The organism is Saccharicrinis sp. GN24d3 (assembly GCF_052400645.1).
Lineage (GTDB): Bacteria > Bacteroidota > Bacteroidia > Bacteroidales > Marinilabiliaceae > Saccharicrinis.
The window spans coordinates 149,785-172,181 of sequence record NZ_JBQTGI010000012.1; the positions used below are offsets into that span (position 1 = coordinate 149,785).

The following is a 22,397-nucleotide window of genomic DNA, read 5'->3' on the forward strand; positions in this document are numbered from 1 at the left end:
ATGCTAAACCATCACTCACTCAACCTTAATAAAATAGGGCTTAGGAGAAGTACACTTCGCCTAGGTCTGTTTTTTGCGTTACTATATCTGGGATTATTTACTTCTGTTTATGCACAGGACTATGGCACTTGCGGCAGGAGCGAAATAAATTTTGATGAGCTCATCAAGTTGGCATTTGGCGCTGGGTATTCTAATGGCGCGGGCGTAGTTGTTGATTTGGACGGATTATCAATTGATGATAAAGGTACCCCAGGTGATTATACCGACGATGTAATTACAGGATGGAATCCGGGAGGTGACTACGAGGTTGAGTTAGATTTTGGATCGGGCCAAGTGGATTTAGATATTAAAGAAACCAGCAGTGCCCCTTCGGTAGTTTTGTTCGATCATATTGATGGTGATAGTTTTATATGTCCGGCAACTGATAATTATAAAAATGGTTTTGATATTAGAATTACCGGTGGAGAAGATGATTATGATATTGAATTTTCCACTACGGCAGATGGCTTGCATGCAGATAAGGTACATGACGAAGACAAAACTGAGGAAATACATGATGGAAATACTAACCTTCGACCTAATATAGTTCACTTAGTAAGTGTAGTTGATAAATATTATTGTAGTGCTGACCTTACTGGGATTAATGATCTTATTTATACAACAGGTGCAACAGCCGTATTGGATGTTTCCGGAAGCCCGGTTCCATCATGCGAGTCTGGAGTTGGATTAACACTCAGTTTAGATGCTACCGCAGCTAGTGATACCCCTGAAAATGGTGTTGAATACGAATTACAAAGAGATAAAGATGGAAATGGGACATATGAAGATGTTGCCTTAAGCACTTTTGTGGGAGATGGCTCTTCCGCCATTAGTTTTCCTACACAGAATGTGGCAGGAACGTACAGGGTAGTGGGTAAAGCATGTGCCGGCGATCTACCCATGAGCAATGTATATACTGTTGACAAAGATCCTGATTTAGCTTTTACTGTTACAGGTACCGACGCCTGTTCGGATGTTGGAACCATTATAGGACTGTCAGACAGTGAACTGGGAATTGATTATCAATTGCACGATGGCACTGGCCTGGTTGCAGGGACTAATACAGCGGGAACAAATGGAGCTATTTCGTTTCCCAATATGACTACTCCGGGAACCTATAAGGTTGTAGCTATAAGCGGATGTGGCACCTTCGATATGGATGGAGGAGCAACAGTCACTATTTATACTCCACCTTTAAACAGGCCCATAACTACTGCAACGGCTTGTGAAACATCAAATACGAGTGTACAATTATTAAACTCAGAATCAGGAATAAGTTATAAAGTTTATAAGGATAATGTTGATTTAGGAGAGGCAGCAAAAGTAGGAACAGGAGGAACACTTACCTGGGGGCCTTATACGGGTGCCGGAAGTGCAGGTGTTTATACCGTAAAAGGCGGCAATCCGGGATGTACGGATGTTGTGATGGGTGGGACTGTTACGATTGAAGCTGATGTAACGGGCTTAAATATCGCTTCTTCATTAGTTCCGCCATTATGTGCGGGTACACCGGTCACCTTTAATACAGTGACCAGCGAAACAGATGTCGGTTATACCTTATATAGAAATTATGGTATGGGCAGTGAAACGCTCATTCAAACGGTAGCGGGTGATGCAGGTGGAAATGACAGACCTTTTAATCCGCAGTCGGTTGCAGGTATTTATACGGTTGTTGCATCTAAAAATGGAGTATGTGAAAAGGTGATGAATAATACCTTTACCATTAATCCTTCACCCGATGTTTCCACCATAACCTTTAGCGCATCGGGCAATTGTGAAGGAACACCCATTACCATAACCTTATCGAACAATACGGAAGCAGGTGTAAACTATAATTTATTGTATGATGATGGATCAGGCCCCGTTGCCACCGCCTATTCAGTTGGGGGAAACCCGGGAGCTAATCCAAAAATTGTTACGGATCAATTATTGGCTTTAGGAACCTATACTATCGAAGCAACAAACGGTTTTTGTACGGAACAGGTTTCGGGTTCTGTTTCGGTGATTGCAGCTCCAACCGATATTAATTTTAACACATCCGGTTATGTTTGTAATGTAGGCAATATCGTATTATCCAATCCCGGGCAATCCGGAGTAAAGTATACATTATATAAAAATGGAGCTCCGGATGCGTCCTATCTTCCAATAGATGGTAATGGTATTAATACCGTGCAATTTAACGGTTTGGTGCCGGCTACCTATTCGGTGGTTGCTGATAATGGAACTTGTACAACGGAACTTACGCATAAGCTAATCGTTGAAAAAAGACCGGATGTACAAACGGTAACCATACCTGAAGATAATTACTGTGAGTATGAAGCCGGTGTCGTAATTACTTTGGCAGATACAGAGACGAACGTGGAATATGTGTTGGTAGATGATACCGGAACAGATGTCGTATCCATTACGGGAGATGGCCACACGAGGGATTTTACAGGCGTAACAGCCGGAACCTATACCTTGGAAGCTAGATCACAAAATGCCAGTTGTTCGCTTAATTTGTTGACTACAGCTAAAACTATTATCGAAAACTTAAAACCCAATGGCGGAATCAATAACCTGCCTGGCGATTTTTGTGAAGATAGCCCACCGGTAACCCTTCTGGGTAGCCCTCAAAATGCAGGTGGTGTTTGGTCTGGAGCTGGTTTAGGCGTTTTCCTGAACGATAACGGAGATGGAACGGCTACATTTAGTCCCGGTGCAGTGAGTACGCCCGGTACTACCTATAATATTACCTATTCCTATACGGATGGAAACGGTTGTGTTAACTCCTGGACAGAAGGGGCAACCGTTCATGCCAACTCGATAAATGGGACTAATCTTGAAATAACCTTATTGGATAATTCGGCACCGGATACTGATTATTGCGAAACATCCTTGGATGTGAATATAAAAGCCAGACTTTTAAATGTGGATATTGGCACGGCAGATGCGGTTTTCAGCGGGCCGGGGATTACAGATAATGGAGATGGTACAGCCGTATTCTCTCCTTCAACAGCCGGATTGGGGAATCACTCAATATCCTTAAGTTACTTAGACCCGGTTACGACATGTAGTGGAAACACCTCATTAAATGTGACAGTTGGTGTACCATTAACATTGCCGGTTCAAGCTACTTATTGCGCAAACGAAGGAAGTGTTTCACTGCTTGGGAATGAAACAACAGGTAAGGTAACTGTTTATAAGTGGGTTGCAGCTGATGGCGATTATACAAATGAGCTGAGTACCGGACCGGCCGATGGTTCAGTGACTTTTAATCCTTCGGTTCAAGGAGCAGGAAGATATAGAATCGATTTTGAATTTGCCTCGACTAATTGTACCAATGTATTACAGCAGGAAGTGGAAGTGCTGGCTATGCCGGATGCCACTTTCCTTTATCCTGATGATGGCAGTGGAGGTGAACAAAACCAATTCTGTGTTAACAATGCAGATGTTGATTTACGTCCCAATGTTGCCAGCGGATTCTTTTCCTTATATGACGATCTGGGCAATCTGGTCGCCGCAGGTGTTGATGGCAAGAAGTTTTCACCAGCCGGTGCGAGTCCCGGAGACTATGATATAACCTACCAGGTCACACAAAATGGTTGTACTTCCATCTACATGCATCCGGATAAACTGTCGGTGGTGGATCTGCCGTCGGTTGAGTTCAGTGGGCTACAGGATTCTTATTGCGAAAATGATGTTACGCCTCAAACCATAACCATCAATACGTTGTCTGCGGCGGGTACGGGCGTCTTCAGTTCTACCAAAAGTGGAGTGCTCAATCCATTTGTGACGGACAATGGCGACGATAAAACTGCCGAAATCGATGTCACCGTTGGTCCGGGTAATTATACGGTACGTTTTGTTTATACCGACGATGCTTCAGGATGTTCCGAAACGATTAGTAAGGTGGTGGAGGTATTTGACCCGATACCGGTTACTTTTTCGGATATTACTTCTGGACAAAAAATTTGTACATCATCCGGCGATATTAATCTCAATGGGTCAGGACCTTCTGCAGGAAACGGAAACTTCTCGATAGTTGGAGGTTATCCCGGGATTGTGGATGCAACTGCTGATGATGAGAAAGCAGTGCTTTCTCCATCCCTGATGACTCCCGGTTTTTTTACAGTGCGTTATGAATATGAAAGTGTTGACGGCTGTATCACTGCGCATGAGATTACCATTGAAATTGTAGGTACACCTACTAATACGTATTCAGTAACAGGTGGAGGTGCATTCTGCATGGGGGATGCAGGCATAACAGTTGGCTTAGGCGGTTCCAACAAGGATGTTGAGTATGAGTTACTATTGGATGGAAATTCTTTTTCGCCTACAGTAAAATATTTGAATACGACAACTGGTGGAGCTTTTAACTTTACTGTAAACACGGATGGTTCCGGAGGAGATCGATTCTTTGATTCTCCGGGTAATTATACGGTTCGTGCAAATTATGCCGGATGTACATCTTATATGACCGGCAGTGTTGATATTGAAAGATATGAACTTGTTCTTCAGCTGGATTCAAAGACGGATGTAAGCTGCAAAGGCGCAAGTGACGGAGTAATAAATTTAAAAACTGGAGGAGGAAGTGGTTCCTATCTGTATTCCGCCGACGGAAGTACCTGGCAAGCCTCTCCAACATTCTCAGGATTAAACCAAGGCGTATACTCATTTTCAGTAAAAAATGCAGTCGCCCCATTCTGTCAGGAAGACGATGTGCTAACGGTGAATATAGATGAACCGGTAGCAGCTTTGTCGGTTACTGAAGATTTATCAAAAAATATTAAAGTAGGTTGTACTTCGTGTACCATGGGAGGAACTTGTGAAGGTAGCGCAACCATTGTTATTGCTGGAGGAACACCGTTCACTGATTTGGTGACTTATCCAAGCGGATATAATATTACCTGGCCAGCGGGTATTGGAGCAGCCCAATTAACGAACAAAGAGTTAACCGCTAACAATTTGGCTGTAGCAACCTATTCTGTTTTGGTGGAAGATGCGGAAGGTTGTTCACAAACGGTTGATGTTACAATCTCTAAGAATACGGCATTAGGCTTAATGGAACTGGATCCGGCTGCCAACCATGTCGATAATTTGTGTTTTGGTGGAACGGATGGTGAATTCGTAGTTCAGGCCAGCGGTGGATCTGGAGATTACCAGTTTAGTATAGATGCAGGTGTAAACTGGTTGAACAGTAACCGGGTTAACACCAACGAATATATATTTACAAATCTGAGCGCTGGCTCATATACCATATTAGTAAGGGATAAAAATTATTCTAGATGCGAATTTACAATGGCAACCGATGTTGTAATTACTCAACCAACAGCAGGATTGTCACTCGCCGAAATATCTAATACTCAGGCTACTTGTTTTGGAGCTGCTGACGGTTCATTTACAGTTCAGGCAGCGGGAGGAAATGGAACATATGCATTTTCCGAGGTAAATCCTGCAGTAGCAGTAGCCGGTGATTGGACTGTTAACGGAACAAACGAGTACACAGTATCTGGTGTGGCCGCAGGTAATCATTCTGTTTGGGTTCGGGATGCAGGAGCTACTTCTTGTACCGAAGGTACGGTTGTTGTAACTGTGGGCCAGCCAGTTGAGTTGGCATTGAACACGCCTGTAATAACCCATGTAACCTGTAATAGTGGTACCGATGGAACAGTAACGCTTACAGGCGTTGGAGGAAGTGGTAATTATGTTTACTCGATGGATGCCGGATTAAATTGGCAGGCAAGTAATGTGTTTACCGGACTTAGTGCAAATATACCTTACTCTTTCAGTATAGCAGAAAGTTCAGATGTAACCTGTCAGAGCCTGGATGTTAGAACAGTGACTTTAACAGAGCCTTCGGCATTTGCCATTTCTGAAGTTGCAGGTAGTCATAAAAATGTTAGTTGTTTTACTGGGGCTGATGGAGAATTTGCAGTGACTACATCTGGTGGTGTTGGACCATTTGAATATAGGGTTCATGATGGCACAAATTATATTACTACATGGGATGCTGCCAGCACGTTTACTGGATATGCAGTTGGCACATATGAAATTTCGGTTCGTGATCGTGGATCGTTGGCTGCAGATTTCTGTGAGCAGGACAGAGTGTTGTCCATAACAATTACAGAACCTGCTTCGGCCATTAGCATCCTTACGGAAAAAGTAATCGATGCGGATTGTCATGGAACGGCTAATGGTAGTATTAACATAACATTGGCAGGTGCTACTCCTCCGTACAAATACCAATGGATTTATGTACCAACCGGTACAAATGTTCCCGATTTGGATAATGGTAAAACTGCAAATCCTAAAAATTTATTGGCAGGTGATTATAGAGTTGATGTTGAGGATAATAATGGATGTACATTTAACAAAATCTATACGGTTGGCGAACCTACTGCACTAAATCTGGTAACCGATAATATTACTGACGTTACTTGTAACAGTGGTAGTAATGGAGTTATAACAGTCATTGCATCAGGTGGTTCGGGCACATATCAATTCAATGTTGACGGAGGTGGATATAATGCAGGCGACAATGCGGCTACCTTTACAGAGTCAGGATTGTCTGCCGGGAATCATGCTATTTGGGTAAGGGATTCAAAAGCAACAGGTTGCGAGTATAAGATGCCTACTTTTATTAAAGTAGATGAGGCACCAATATTAGATTTGATAGTTTCCGATCATACGCATGTTTCGTGTAATAGCAATACAGACGGGTTCATTGAACTTACAGCATCAGGAGGAAGCGGTAATTATGATTACTCCAAAGATGGTGGAACAAGCTGGGTGTCCGGAACAAGTGCGACCCACACGTTTACTTTACTGGGAGCGGCCACATACGATTTAGTCATTAGAGATAAAAATGATTATAGTTGTACCAAATCCATAAGTTTTGAAATTACCGAACCTAGCGATTTTGTTACTACTGTTTCAAATGTGACTCCTGTTTTATGTTATGGAGAATCGACAGGAGAAATTGAACTTTCCACTACAGGAGGAGTTGGACCGTTTGAATATAGTTTGGACGGGTCAACAGGGTGGCAGTCTTCTCCGATACAAAATCTTACGGAAGGAACTTATGATATTTATGTAAGAGACATGGGTACTACAACTTTATGTCAGAAAGATAAAGTGATTACCGGAGGAGTTACGATTGCACAACCGGCAAGTGAATTAACAGTATCTGCTGGTATAGAGCTGATTACGGATGTTAAATGTAATGGTGAGTTAAATGGTGAGATTAATCTACAAAATAATGTAACAGGTGGAGAAACGCCTTATAAAAATTATACGTGGTATAAAGTGGGTACAACGGCTGACGTAATTCAAGGGCAAGGAGCAACATTGAAACATATAACTGGTTTAGGGGCAGGTGAGTATTATGTAGTAGTGGAAGACGATAATGGTTGTACCGTACAATCAACGCCAAACTATAAAGTTAAGCAGCCGGATGCATGGGATGTAGATTACACCCTTATTAATTTAACAAAATATAACAGTGCTGACGGTGTTATAAATGTATATAAACATGATGGTGCCAATACAGGTCATTCTATTAGCTGGTACGATGTAACAGATACGGAAATGGTTGCACTTGCAGGTACATGGACAGTATCCACTTTTGATGCTGGTACATACCGTTTTAAAATTACAGATGATAACACGTGTCTGTACGAAAGTCCTTATATCACATTAACACAACCTTTTGAATTTATAGTCAAAGATCCTGATTCAGATAAAATTAATATTTCTTGTTATGGAGGTAATGATGGATTTATCCCGATTCAGGTGGAGAGTGGAAGTAGTAATTATAATATTAAAGTAAGTGCGACCCTGATTGATGCTTCTGTATTTACAGCTGTTGACGAGGATTTTACCACAGATACTTATGATAAGCTTATAGGTTTAAAAGCAGGTACATATGATATTGAAGTAACCGACAAAGAAACTTCTGAGGTATATTATAGTACCGTTGTTCTTACTCAGACCGATGAATTATCGGTTTCTGTAACACCAACAGATATTACTTGTAATGGAGAAGTTGATGGTATTTTATCTGTTGATATTGAGGGACATATTGATGGTGCCACTATTTCCTGGACGGCAGACAATGGTTATGCGATGGGACCAGAAAACTTAGATGTAGCGATAAAAACGTATTCTAAATCAGGTTTACAGGCAGGTAATTATACGGTTACGGTAAACAATAATAATGGTTGTTCTCCTGTTCAGGTAACACCTATTACTATTTCAGAACCAAACCCATGGATGGTTAGTTCAGGTGTTACCAATGTTACCAGTTATGGTCATACCGATGGAAGCATAACAGTGAATGCACCAACAGGAAATACACCACCATACATTATTGCCTGGAGTGATGGAGGAACAGGTTGGTCGCGCAGTGGATTGACAGTGGGGGACTATACTTATACTATTACCGACGGCAATGGAGCAGGAACTTGTACTTATTCAGAAACGTTAACGGTTTCAGGCCCAAATCAATTATTATTCGATGTAACCGCAACTGATGCAGGGTGTTATGGTTCTGCCAATGGTAGTATTGGTGTCCTGGTGAATTCGGGAAATCCGAATTATAACATTGCACTTACAGGAATTGATTACTTAGGAACTACAGTAAATGAGTCGGACCTGGGAAATACATCTGGTAATCATGTGTTTGATGCCTTAACGGCAGGTGCTTATGAGGTTGTCATTACTGATAGTGAAGGAGAATCCTTAACCAAGGTTGTTACTATAAATCAACTGGCTGAAATCTCGGTCGTTGAAGTATCATCTAAAAATATAACTTGTTACGACGGACACGATGGAGAAATAGAAGTCGCCATATCCGGTAGAGCCATTGATGAGGCCAATTCTACTGTCAACTGGACACGTACCAATCCTGTGGGTTGGTCCACATCAGGTGCTTTCAGTGCTGAGAAGTCGCAAGTGGATTTATATGCAGGTACCTACACTATTAGTGTGAAGGATAAAAATGGTTGTGATGCAATGCCATTGTCGGTTGTTCTAACAAAACCGGCCGATATAACTTCCTCAATCGTTCAGCAGGATCATGTAACTGCAAATGGAGCTTCAGATGGAAGAATTCTGATTGACGCTGTCAGCGAAAATGGTGTAAAATCAATTGTATGGTACAAGCAGAACGCCGGTGGAACTTACGATGTATACGAAAATCCAGTTGGTACTCCTGTAACGGGAGTGAACAATAACGGAATTGAGGCGGGTGTTTACCAATATGTAATTACAGACAATAACGATTGTACTTTCACTAGTTCCGGCATAACTATCACAGAACCAGGTGAACTGGTTGTTAATGTGTCAGATGTTGATGTAAATTGTTATGGTGGTGAAGATGGTGAGATACTAGTAACGATTACATCGGGGAATGCTCCTTATTCAATTGAATTAACGGGTACTCCTGATGATGGTTCTGTATTTGCCCAAAAAACAAGTGCAAATGCCAATGTGTTGTTTGAGGATTTAAAACCAGGTATATACGAAGTTGTTGTAGCTGATCATGCGAGTCAAACGCATAATGAGACAATTACAATTTCCGAAAATGACGAAACAACAGTTTCCGGGGCATTAACACAAATCGAATGTAAAGGACAAGGCGGAGGTAAGATTCAGATTACTTTGGGCGGCAGAGAAAATGGGACAGAAACCTGGAGTGTAATTAATCCTAATAATATTACATTAAGTGGTTCTGATATCACTGCTATTGCAGCTAAAATTGGAGAGGCGAATGCTGATATTTCTGGTGATTATCAGGTGGTTGTCACAAATCAAGATGGATGTTTAATAGAAAATACCTATACTATTACAGAACCGGTTGCATGGGATGTTCACCATAATGTAACACACATTACACCAACAGGTAATAACAATGGTTCTATTGAAATTGATGTGTTAAGCGGCAATACCCCTGACACTTCGTTACCAGAGGATTATAAAATTACCTGGTCAGGTCCAGCCGGAGTTGCTTTTACTCAGAACGAACGTTTACAAACTGGGTTAATTGCAGGTACATATTCTTATCAAATTGAGGATTTGTATGGATGTTTGTACGATTCAGGGGATATTATTATAAATGAGCCAACTGCCCTATCGGCCAACGTAACGGAATCTTCAGATAATATGAAGTGTTATGGTGATGAAGAGGGAGAGATACTGGTTACGGTTCTGGCTGGTAATGAGCCATATACTGTTGTTCTTGCCGGTAATGAATATGATGGAGGTGCTTTTAGTTCTACACAAACTATTATTGCCAATACAGGAAGTTATCTGTGGGATACGCTGAAAGATGGTGAATACCAGGTACAAATAACCGATAATGTAGGGAATGTGTTTGCTGAGAATGCCATTATGATTTCTCAACCAGCTGAGAATATCATTACACCTGCTTATAACGATTTAACTTGTCATGCTGCAGATAAAGGCGGACAAGTAGTTTCCATTCAGTTAAACAGAAATTTTGTAGCGATAGATAAAGTAACATGGACTGGACCAAGCGGAATTATTGATAATGGAGCTCTTGATACAACAGGTGATACTGACGCAATAAATGTATATTCAGGAGGAGATTATACCTATACATTTGTGGATGGAAACGGCTGTGCTATTTCTAACACCATCACTATAGCCGAACCAGATCCTTTTACAATTGTTTGGGACGACGAAGATGCTACCATATATAATAAGGCAGATGGTATTATTGATGTGCATACCTATAGCGGTAACAGTGGCGCTCCTTATACGATTAGTTGGGCCGATGATGCAGCTGTTACAACTTTTAGGAGAGATGATTTACTGGCGGGTTCGTATTCGTTTACAATTACCGACGCAAGTGGTTGTGATACTACCATAACTGATATTTTTATAGGGCAACCATATGCATTAGATGCGACTATAAATACTAGTGATGTAACTTGTTACGGCGGAAGCGATGGTGAAATAGAAATAGAATTCAACGCTCCAAATAACGGAGGAATCAAGTACACGGTAACGGGTAACACTTTCGATGGCAATGCCTACGATTCTGGTGAAATATCGGCCACGACCTTAAATCAGGTTGTTAGTGATTTATTTGCAGGGGTGTATGAAATCAATGCTTATGATGCCATTGGCACTGTATTCTATCAAAATAATATAGAAATTAAACAGGATGCTGAAGTTACTTTAATCGCTATACCTAAGGATAATACATGTTTTGGGCAAGGTGATGGTTCAATCACAGTTAGTTTGTCGGGTCGCGCTCCTGCAGCTACTGATATAATTACCTGGAGTGGAAGTAACGGTACATTCGTTAAGAACGATATAGTTTCGTATAATTCTCATTCTGTTAGCAAGGTTGAAGACTATGTTATCTCACTGCTGACAGCTAAAGGATGCATGGATATCGTTAAAGTAGAAGTAGAAGAACCTAACCAGTTGATTATTTCAGTTGATAATGTACAGGATGTAACCTGTCCAAATGGTGATAATGGAATCATCGAAACATCAGTCTCCGGAAGATCAGGTGGCTCATATCAATACGACTGGTACAAACACGATGGTACCGATTATCAGATATACAAGGTGAACGGTGCAGCTACTTTGAAGAATCCGGTTGTGGCGGGAGATTATCGTTTGAAGGTAACAAGTCTCGGCGACGGTTGCGAGGTTTATGAGGATGGAATTATCGTTGAGGATGGTAGTCAGATCGTTATCAACGAAACGATAGGTGATGTAACAACTTGTTTCGGTGATAACTCAGGATCTGTTAGTGTGAATGTTACGGGAGGAACGGCTCCTTATACTATTAATTGCACGGGTCAAACAGCCATAACCAATAACGGAAGCAGTGCATCCGTGTTCGATAACCTTACCGCAGGGAATTATATAATTGAAGTAACGGATATCAGGGCAGCATGTTCCTCAGTAACAAAATCAGTTGTTGTTAGCGAACCAACACTGCCTGTAAGTGTGAATATAACAAATGAAAATATAGATTGCGATCCAATGGCCACAACCAGTGGAGCGCTTACTTTTGAAATTACCGGAGGTATTCCTTCCGGTGCTACAGAGTATGACTATAAGATTTTAATACCGGAAGCATCCATTGTTAAAACGGTAACCATACCGGTTGGTTCAACACACACAGAGAATGTTACAGGCTTATCCGCTGGCGATTATGAGCTTACTGTTTTGGATCTCAATTCGACTGATCCTGAACGCTGTAAATTTAATTATCCATTTACATTGCAACATATCGAAATTTCCGGAACGATAAATAATACCTCCTGTAAAGGAGTTACCAACGGTGAAATTACAGGAATTACCATTGAAGGAGCTTCGTCCAATATTGTAACAACATGGTCATCTGTAGATGGTTTGGGCATTGACAATACTTCCCTCGACCAGGCGGGTCTTTCGGAAGGTACCTATGTGCTGACGGTTGAAGATGTAACAAGGGGATGTACAGTAACCAAAGAATTTATTGTCGGTGTAAAAAATGCAATCCATATAAAAACGTATTCGGTTAAGGATGTAAGCTGCAATGGCGGTTCGGATGGTGCTATCAACCTTGTCGTCGAGGGTGCTGTTAACCCAACCTATACATGGTCTGGCCCCGGTATTGTAAATAGTAATTTACAGAACCAGGTTGATCTGATCACCGGGCAATATGATTTAACGGTTGAAAAAGATATCGATGGAGAAACTTGTCAATTGGATACGGTTTTCACGGTTGCTCAACCCAATCCGATTACTTATACGGCAAGTTTTGAGAATACAGCGTGCGATCCGTACGAACGTACCTTAAAAGTAGAGAATATTAATGGTGGTTCGGGTATTAAAACCATCCTTTGGAATGGCCCTGATTTCACACCTGCAGTGCCGGTCGATCCGGCTAATGTGCCTATTTACAAAGGGGGCAGCTATATCGTTACTGTTAAGGACAAGAAAGATTGTGAGGTTTCCAAGAACCTGTTTGTTCCTTATGAAATAAGTGTCGATTCCATTGTTACCCATGTAACATGTACTGGAGGATACAATGGATCTATCCAGCTGACCATCAATGGAGGTTCCGGTTTATTCAGCGTTGACTGGACAGGACCTGCCTCGTTTGATGCCCTGGCAAACAAGGACAAATCAAGTATTTCAGACCTATATGCCGGTCACTATACAGTTGTAATTACCGATCAAAATATCACTGACGGAATTGCGAGTTGTTCTAAAACCTATGAATTCGATATTGAAGAAGATCAGGCCATAGTGATTACCGAAGATGTGATACACCCAACCTGTAACGGAAACAGTAACGGTAGTATCGATATTGTGGTAAGTGGAGGAGCTGGTAATTATAATTACCAATGGAGTCCGGTGGTGGGAGCTAACCTCGCATCGAATAAGAAACAGGAAAATCTTCCTGCCGATACATATACTGTATTGGTTACCGACGGTCATAATTGTGCGGCACAGAAAGATATTACGCTTACTGAGGATGCACCAATCGTGTTAAATCTTGATGTAACAGAAACCAAGTGTGAAGGTACAAGCGGTGAAATAGACCTGACCGCAACAGGAGGTTCAGGGGATGGATTCGAGTATACCTGGAGTTCCATGGGAGGCACAGGGCTTACTATTAAAGCCGAAGACCAGACAGGGCTGTCTGGGGGAACTTATTCTGTAATTGTGAAAGACCTTGGCGATGGCAGAAGCTGCACAGCAACAGCATCGGCTACCATAACCGATGCTATTTCCATCATCAATAAAAAAGAAACCGATGTAACTTGTTTGGGTAATAGCGATGGAAGCATTACCTATGATGTCATTGGTGGAGATGGCAACTACAAGTTCGAATGGAAGACGCTATATGGTGATGACACCCGACTGAATAAAGATCAGCAAAACCAAAGCGGATTAAGTATTGGCGAATATGAAGTTACCATAACCGATACGCGTTTGGATCCGGATGGAGCGGATTGTGCAATTACTGAGACATTTATCATTGAAGCGACCAATGAACTTATTGTAAATGTTGCTATCGATAACACCAATTTATGTTTTAATGAGCCGGGAGCTACCTTAACAGCATCGGTAACCGGTGGCTCAGGAATCTATTCATACGATTGGAACGATGGAGCAGGAACCAATAGCACCCTAGCAAATCAAAAACAAGGTACACACAAACTTGTTGTTACCGATAACAATGGCTGCAGTTATACAGGCTTCTATGATGTAGAAGGACCAACAGAGAAGTTGAAGTTTGACGATGTAGTCATCACCAATGTGTTATTATGTCATGGTGACGATAGCGGTGAAATATTGGTATCTGCTTCCGGAGGTACGCAAATTCCGACAACCGTATATAACTACAGTTGGGTTGGTAATCCTTCCACACCGGTAGGAAATGATAATCCAAAAGGCCTGTTGGCTGGAGAGTATACCGTTACGGTTACCGATAACAATGGTTGTACGATAGATACTACGGTATACATAACCGAACCAACATCTCGTATCAAAGTAGACAACGATCGTATTACCCATGTTTCCGCACCTGGCTTATCTGATGGTGTTATTGAAGTGGATGTATACGATGGCGTACCGCCATATAGTTTGCAATGGTATAAGAAAGATGCATCAAGTGTTTATCAACCTATTGCCGTACCGGAGGGTACTGCCAACCCACTTAAAGATGATGTCAATAATGTGGTTACAGCCGGAACGTATCAGATCATCGCTACTGATAATAATGGCTGTACTGCTGAACTAGCCGAGTTGTCGGTGGTTGAGCCGGGTCAGGCATTAAGCTTCGATAAAGTAGTCTATCAGATCCGACCTTGTTCCGGCGACGATAATGGCCAAATAACCATTCGACCCAAGGGAGGACATGCCATTGGAGGAACGCACTATAGAATCAGGTTCGTAGGTAATGGCATTGACAGGGTAGAAGATGATGTGGTTCTGGTGGAGAGTAATTTGTCGCCTGGTATTTATCAGGTTACCGTTACAGACGATTTGTCATCTACTTATTCCGAAAATATTGAAATTTTTGCCATTAACCCGTTGGAATTAGATGTAGATAAACTTGCTGATGTAAGTTGTTTCGGAGGAGGCGAAGGAGTGGTTGAAGTTACCGTAGGCGGAGGATTAGCTGATGCTTCGGGTAATTATTTTGTATTCATTGAAGGTGTAACCAATGGCTATTATAATGAAAAGCTGGATGCCAAGGATGGAGCTAGTTTTACCTTTACTGGCCTGCCTGCCGGGGAATATAATGTAATAGTTAGAGACCACGCTGACGATACGGATACTCATAGTCCGGATAGGGGTTATTGCGATAAGCAGGAGACAGTTTATATCACAGAGCCAGGTGCCGAAGTATCTTTGAGTGCTAACGGTTCTGCCGAATTGTGTAGGGGAGAGGTATTTACTTTAGCGGTTACAACGCTGAATTGGGATTTTAGTGATCCCGCATATGGTAATATAAAAGTTGATATTCTGGATAATTATACAACATTAACGACTACGTATACCATAGATAACCCATTGGTTGAAATTCCGATAGCGGTGGATCATTCCAGAACCTACAAGATTGCAAAAGTGTATAGTTTAACGGATGCTACCTGCTTAAAAGGCGAGGATGTGGGTAATAGTGTTCAGGTTACGGTGCACGATTTACCATCGGCAACAATTACCGGGCCTTCGGAGGTATGCGAAGACGGAGCGGTTACGTTAAACATCGTGGATATTAAAGGTAGGGCACCATTCGATATTACCTGGGCCGACCAAAATAACGGTACCTCCGGAACGATAACAATACATGGAAATGATACTACCTTAACGGATAGTCCGGTTGGCGATGGCAAATATGTGATTCTAAATGTAAGTGATGCAAACGGATGTTCCAATGCAGGTACTGGTGCTGTTGATGTAATTATCAATAAAAAACCGATAGTTACTTTAACGGGTAGTGATAATATGTGTGTTGGGGATAGCAGGGAGCTGATAATCGGATTCAATCAAAACAAAGGACCATACACCATCACCTATTTGGCAAATGGTAAGGAAGGGTCTCTGGTAGTTACACCTGATGCAAGCCTAAGCTATTCCTGGACTGTTGCTCCAGACAGTGTTACTACTGATTATGTGATAACACAGGTGGTTGATGCCAATTCTTGCGAGATGGATATGACAGCGGTACCTGTTCAGGCAACAATAACGTTAAATCCTGTACCAACAAATATTACAGAGATTAAAAGCGATGACGACGACGATGGTATCGTTTGCCAGGGAACCAAAGGAGTTGCATATTACATTGATGACGTTGATTATGAAACAAGTTACCATTGGGATGCAGATGCAGGCATAAACATCATAACGAGTGCGGATGCCAATAAAAAGGTAACGGTTAATTTTGATAGAGATTTTGATGGCGGTTATATCAGGGTTTATGCTAAAAACGATTGTGGTGTAAACAACACGGTTGAACGTTGGATAACAGCAGATCCTATTCCGGATCCAATTACTGTGGCACCGGTTGGAGATACCGATGTTTGTCAGGGAACAAAAGGCTTGGTATATAGCATTAATCAGGTGGATAATGCAAGCGCTTACGAATGGGATTTACCCACAGGTATGATAATTCAGGGGGATGGAACAGGTTCTTCCATTGTGGTTGATCTGGATCCTAACATACCTTCTAATACCGATATGGTAAGAGTACGCCCGGTAAACGACTGCAGTGCTTCTGAAACCTGGTCTCCTGGATTAGAGGTTACAATTACGCCACTGCCAATGGCAGATGCTGGATCCGATGACCGTGTTTGTGGAACGGTTACGGCATTAAATGCTGTTCCGGTTAGCGGCAGTGAAGATGGGGAATGGGAAATTGTGGGCGGATCGGCACAATTTGTCGATGCTGCTACGGATAAAACAAGAGCCGATGCTAATATTTATAACCTGTCCCAAGGTGAGAACGTCTTTGTCTGGACGGTTACTAATAAGGGAACTTTATGTTCGGTAACAGATACCGTTAAAATATTTAACGATCAATTAACAGTAAATGCCGTGGTTGAGAATTCGCCCGTATGTGGCGGTACTGCAACTATCAGTGGAACTCCGGTTGCATCCCTTGAAGATGCGGATGAGGGTTATTGGAATATTATAGCAGGAGGCGGTACTATAACCGATGGAACACTCGATAATACTACAGTAACAGGGTTGGACAAGGGAGTAAACACCGTAACCTGGACAGTTCGCAAAGGATCTTGCGAAAGTACCGCACAGGTTAATATAGTGAATAACGAACCTACAGAACCGGTTATTTATAATGCCAGCGATGTAATCGTTAATTTGGTTGATCTGGAATGTCAAACGGATTTCACAACACTTAGGGGAAGCACGCCGGAGGCTTATGAAAGCGGATATTGGCGAATTGAATCCGGTAAGGTTTCTATCGACAACAAATACAATACAACGATTAATATTACTAATATTGGTAAGGGCGATCATGTGCTGAGCTGGAATATTTTAAATGGAGATTGTCTGTCTAAAACTATTGTTGAGATCAGAAACAACGCATTAGAGGTGGATGCAGGCGTTAATTCTTACACCTGTGACGGAACCATCAACCTTACCGGAACCGAAATCCCGGAGGGTGATGGCGTAACCGGAGTGTGGACCTATACGCAAGGTTTTGCAAACTTTTCGGATGCAGCGGCGGGACACACTGCAGTTAGTGAATTGTCGCAGGAGAATGATGGTGTAAACATATTGCGTTGGACAATGACCCGGAACGGATGTGCTTCGTACGATACGGTTATTATCAGCAATGATGAGCCATCACAAGCCCAAATTCAAGGTCTTGGTACTTCTGATCAAATATGCGGATTTGAATATGATTTGCATGCGGTACCGGAGGTATATGGTGACGGCTACTGGAGTTTGGTTTCAGGGCAGGGTAATCTTGAAGATGCTACAGATCCATTTACTAAAGTGACAAATTTGGCAGTAGGAGACAATAAGATGCGATGGACTGTGACCAAAAATACTTGTTCGTCATCCGTAGATTTCACGATCACCAATTTGCATGTAGATACCTATGCAGGAGCCGATACAGCTGTCTGCGAGCCGGTAGCCAAGCTTAATGCTACCCCTGCCCCCGATGGAGCAACAGGGACGTGGTCCGTAGTATCTAGTATGGGAAGCGGAAGTTTTTTTGAAGACAACGAATCTAAATATAATGGTACAGTGGAGTCATTGGCTTCGGGAAATAACACCTTGGTTTGGACCGTAGACTATAATGGTTGCGTTTCCACAGATACCATGGTGGTTACTAATAACCAACCAACTCCTGTAAGTGCCATTCCATGGACTTCAACCGATGAAAGTTTCGCACCTTTAAATGCCAACGAACCTGTAGTGGGTTCGGGAGTCTGGACCTTACTTGAAGGAAGAGGTGATATTGATGATCCCACATCACATTCTACCTGGGTGTACAATCTGTTCTCTAATATCAACAAATTCAGGTGGACGGTAACCCAACTAAACTGTTCTGATTATGTAGATATAGAGGTTCAGAGTGGCGCCCTGGCGCAAGCCGAAGCAGGCTGGGATCAAACGAACCTTTGTGAGGATTATACCAACCTTGAGGCTAACCTGCCGGAGAATACCTTTGGGGAATGGACGGTTGTAAGCGGATTTGTGAAGTTTGAGGATGATGATCACAATGATCCCGAAGTAAGAATTTATGACATCAGCCCGGGCAGAAATGTTTTGAAATGGACACTGAGGTTCGCAGGTGATGGAAGCCAGTCTACCGAGGATACCGTAGTGATTGTTAACAATAAGCCTACCGTAGCTTCAGCCGGATATGATATGTCAGTATGTGGCGATTCGGCTGTGTTTGAAGCAGTAGAACCGATAGAAGGCAGTCCCTTGTGGTCTGTGCTTTCCGGAGGAGGTAGTTTTGCCGATGATACCGATCCGAAAACTTATATTACGGGACTGGCACCAGGTAAAAACGTGATCAAATATGAAGTGGCCAAAGAAGGATGTCATTCTTACGATACGGTTATGGTTTACAATATGGAGCCTTCGGAAGCATATGCCGGTGAAGATCAGGTTGTATGTGCTGATTCGGCCAAAATTGGACCAACAGCACCTAAATATGGCACAGGAACATGGAGAGTTATTAAAGGTGCTGGTAAAGGCAAAGATGATGCGGGTAATTATACCGATGAAATTAGTGGCAATTACGTGCACGCCCTGGCTCCCGGGTCGAATATGTTGGTTTGGGAAGTACAGGTGTATGGCGCAGAAGCCAGTTGTATAAAACGGGATACCATAGAAATTATCAACAACGAACCCAGCGTTTCATTTGCCGGGCACGACCGACCTGTTTGTACCGATACGGTGAGCCTTTCGGGTAATGCACCCATCTACGGGGAGGGTACCTGGACATTGATATCCGGTGCCGGAGAAATTGCGGATGTATACAATGAAAATACCCTGGTTACTAACTTGGGTAATGGTAAAAACAGGTTCCGTTGGACAGTGGATAATAATGGCTGTACCTCAACCTCGGATGTGGAGATATCCAATGACCTGATTGAGGCGTTTGCCGGATACGAACAAGTAAATTGTGCCGATACAGCAGTACTGGAAGCCAATAACCCATCTCCGGGCGAAGGAACCTGGGGTGTTTTAGGTGGTTCGGGATCGGCTAATTTTGACGATAACCTGGATCCTTATACGAACGTGCGTAACCTGGATAAAGGGGAAAACATTCTGACATGGACTATTCAGTACAATTCGTGTAGGGATGTTAGCTTAGTGAAGATTACAAATAATGCTCCTTCTAAGGCGGATGCTGGTGATAACAAGGCAACCTGTGAAAATAGTTTTGTCCTGGGTGCTTCAAATCCCGAGGTTGGCACGGGTAGCTGGACAATCAGATCCGGAGGCGGTAAGTTTGAAGATTATCTTAATGCGTCTACCAAGGTGGATAGTCTTAAATTTGGAGATAATATTTTCAGATGGACAGTGGAATATGAAGGGTGTAATTCAACCGATGATGTTCAAATCAGTTACAATAAAGTGGATGCTCAGGTAGGAGGAGATCAGGACGTTTGTTCCGATGAAACTTTCCTTGAGGCAAACAGTGCCTCCCCGGGTGTTGGTACCTGGACCGTTGTCGGAGGTGGCAGCCAGGCTAAGTTTGTGGATTCTCATGATCCGGTTACCCAGGTACTTGATTTGGCCAAGGGATCTAACGTATTACGTTGGACTATCAATAATGAGGGATGTATTACTTCCGATACCGTTACCGTGAGCAATCATTTGCCCAGCACAGCATATGCGGGTAATACTCAGGAGCTTTGTGAGGATTTAACAACGCTTGATGCAACCCCGGTTGCTATTGGTACAGGTAAATGGGAAATACTGACCGGATCAGCAATTATACCAGAAGATGAGTTGCTGGAACCAAAAGCCAATATATCTGGCCTGTCAAAGGGCGAAAACGTGTTGCAATGGGTGGTAACCAGTGACAATGGATTATGTACTTCGGTAGATGATGTATTGGTCATCAACAACCAGCCATCAGTCCCTTATGCCGGAAAAGACGAGGAATACTGTTCGCCGGATATAGAGCTTAAAGCTGCCACGCCGGACTTCGGTACGGGCAGATGGTCCATTATCGAAGGCGGAGGAAACTTTGACGATCCTGCATTACCGAATGCAACCATATCCAGGTTGAACGAAGGTTTAAATAAATTAAGGTGGACGATTTCGCAGGGTGATTGTAGTTTATATTCCGAAATTGAGGTTCTAAACAATACGCCAACTACGGCCAATGCAGGACCGGATATCAGTGATTGCAAGGATTATGCTCCCCTGGATGGCAATGTGGCAACACAAGGGCAGGGATTCTGGACCAGAACTTCGGGTAATGCTTACTTTGTAGATGTGAATGACCCTAAAACAAGGGTGGATAGCCTGAAGTTTGGTGACAACATTCTAATGTGGAATATTCAAAAAGGAAACTGTGTTTCTTCGGATGAAATAATTGTTAGAAACAATATCCCGGATAAAGCCGAAGCGGGTACCGATAAAAATACGTGTGAGGATTATTTAACGCTGAATGCGAATGACCCCAAAACAGGAGCTGGAACTTGGATTGTGTTAAGCGGTAACGGAGATTTCGAGGATCCTAACAGTCCCACTTCGATTGTAAGGAACCTTGAACTGGGCGAAAACAAATTTAAGTGGGTAGTGGCTTATGGAAGCTGTACTACCGAGGATGTGGTCGAAATCGTATCGAATAAGGCCGATCCTTACGCAGGCGAGGATGATGTGAGCTATGCGCGCAGTTATGAGCTTAAAGCATCCAATCCGGGCAATCTGGGTGCGGAATGGACCGTAGTTGCCGGGGATGGCGAATTCGATGACCTCACATACTACAACACCCGTGTGGATGGACTAAAAGAAGGAGTAAATACTTTCCGATGGACCATGGATGTGAATGGATGTATTACCTACGATGATGTGAGTATCGAGTATAAATTAGTGCCGGATGCCGCGTTTAAGGTGGATACATTCCAGGGATGCTATCCGTTAACCGTTCAGTTTACCAACCAATCCATTGGCGGATCAACCTATAGCTGGGACTTTGGCGATGGTAAATCGTCCGACGAGAGAAACCCGGAACATACGTTTAACAATCCGGGCGAATATAAGGTAACCTTAACTGCCCCTGGACCGGATAACGTGAATGGAACATTCCAGATGGATATCCTGGTTTACGACCATCCAGTGGCTGAGTTTTCGGTTGGACCGGAAGTGGTGTATATTCCCGGAGGTTCGGTGAAATGTTATGATCAGTCGGTTGATGCAGCTACGTACCTATGGGACTTTGGGGATGGTAACAATAAGTCCACAAAGGTGAACCCAACCTACGAATATGTTGAAACTGGTTCCTATACAATAACACTGCAGGTTACAAGTGAGTTCGGATGCGAGGATGAAATTGTAAAAGTGGATGCGGTAGAAGTAAGACCTGAAGGATTTGTGGTTTTCCCTAATTCATTTATGCCGCGTCCGGACGGGGGGGCTGCCTCGGTGGCCAGTGGGGATAAAACTACGGTATTCAAACCTGTTTATGACGATATTGAAACTTATAACCTGCAGATATTCAATCGTTGGGGACAATTGATTTACGAAAGTGAAAATATTGAGGAAGGCTGGAACGGTTTCTTTAACGGTCAGTTATCACCGCAGGCGGTTTATGTGTGGAAGGCAACGGGTACCTTTATAAGCGGAACAGTGTTTAACGAAACAGGAAGTGTATTGCTGGTGAGATAATAAAT

1 protein-coding gene is annotated in these 22,397 nt (G+C 42.7%); it reads left to right on the plus strand.

The window, feature by feature from the left end; translation table 11 throughout:
• Positions 1 to 22,392 carry a PKD domain-containing protein gene (locus ACT29I_RS15535; protein WP_444793899.1) on the plus strand — a complete coding sequence of 7,464 codons (22,392 nt, stop codon included), beginning with the start codon at positions 1 to 3 and terminating at the stop codon, positions 22,390 to 22,392.
• Positions 22,393 to 22,397: the final 5 nt, after the last annotated feature.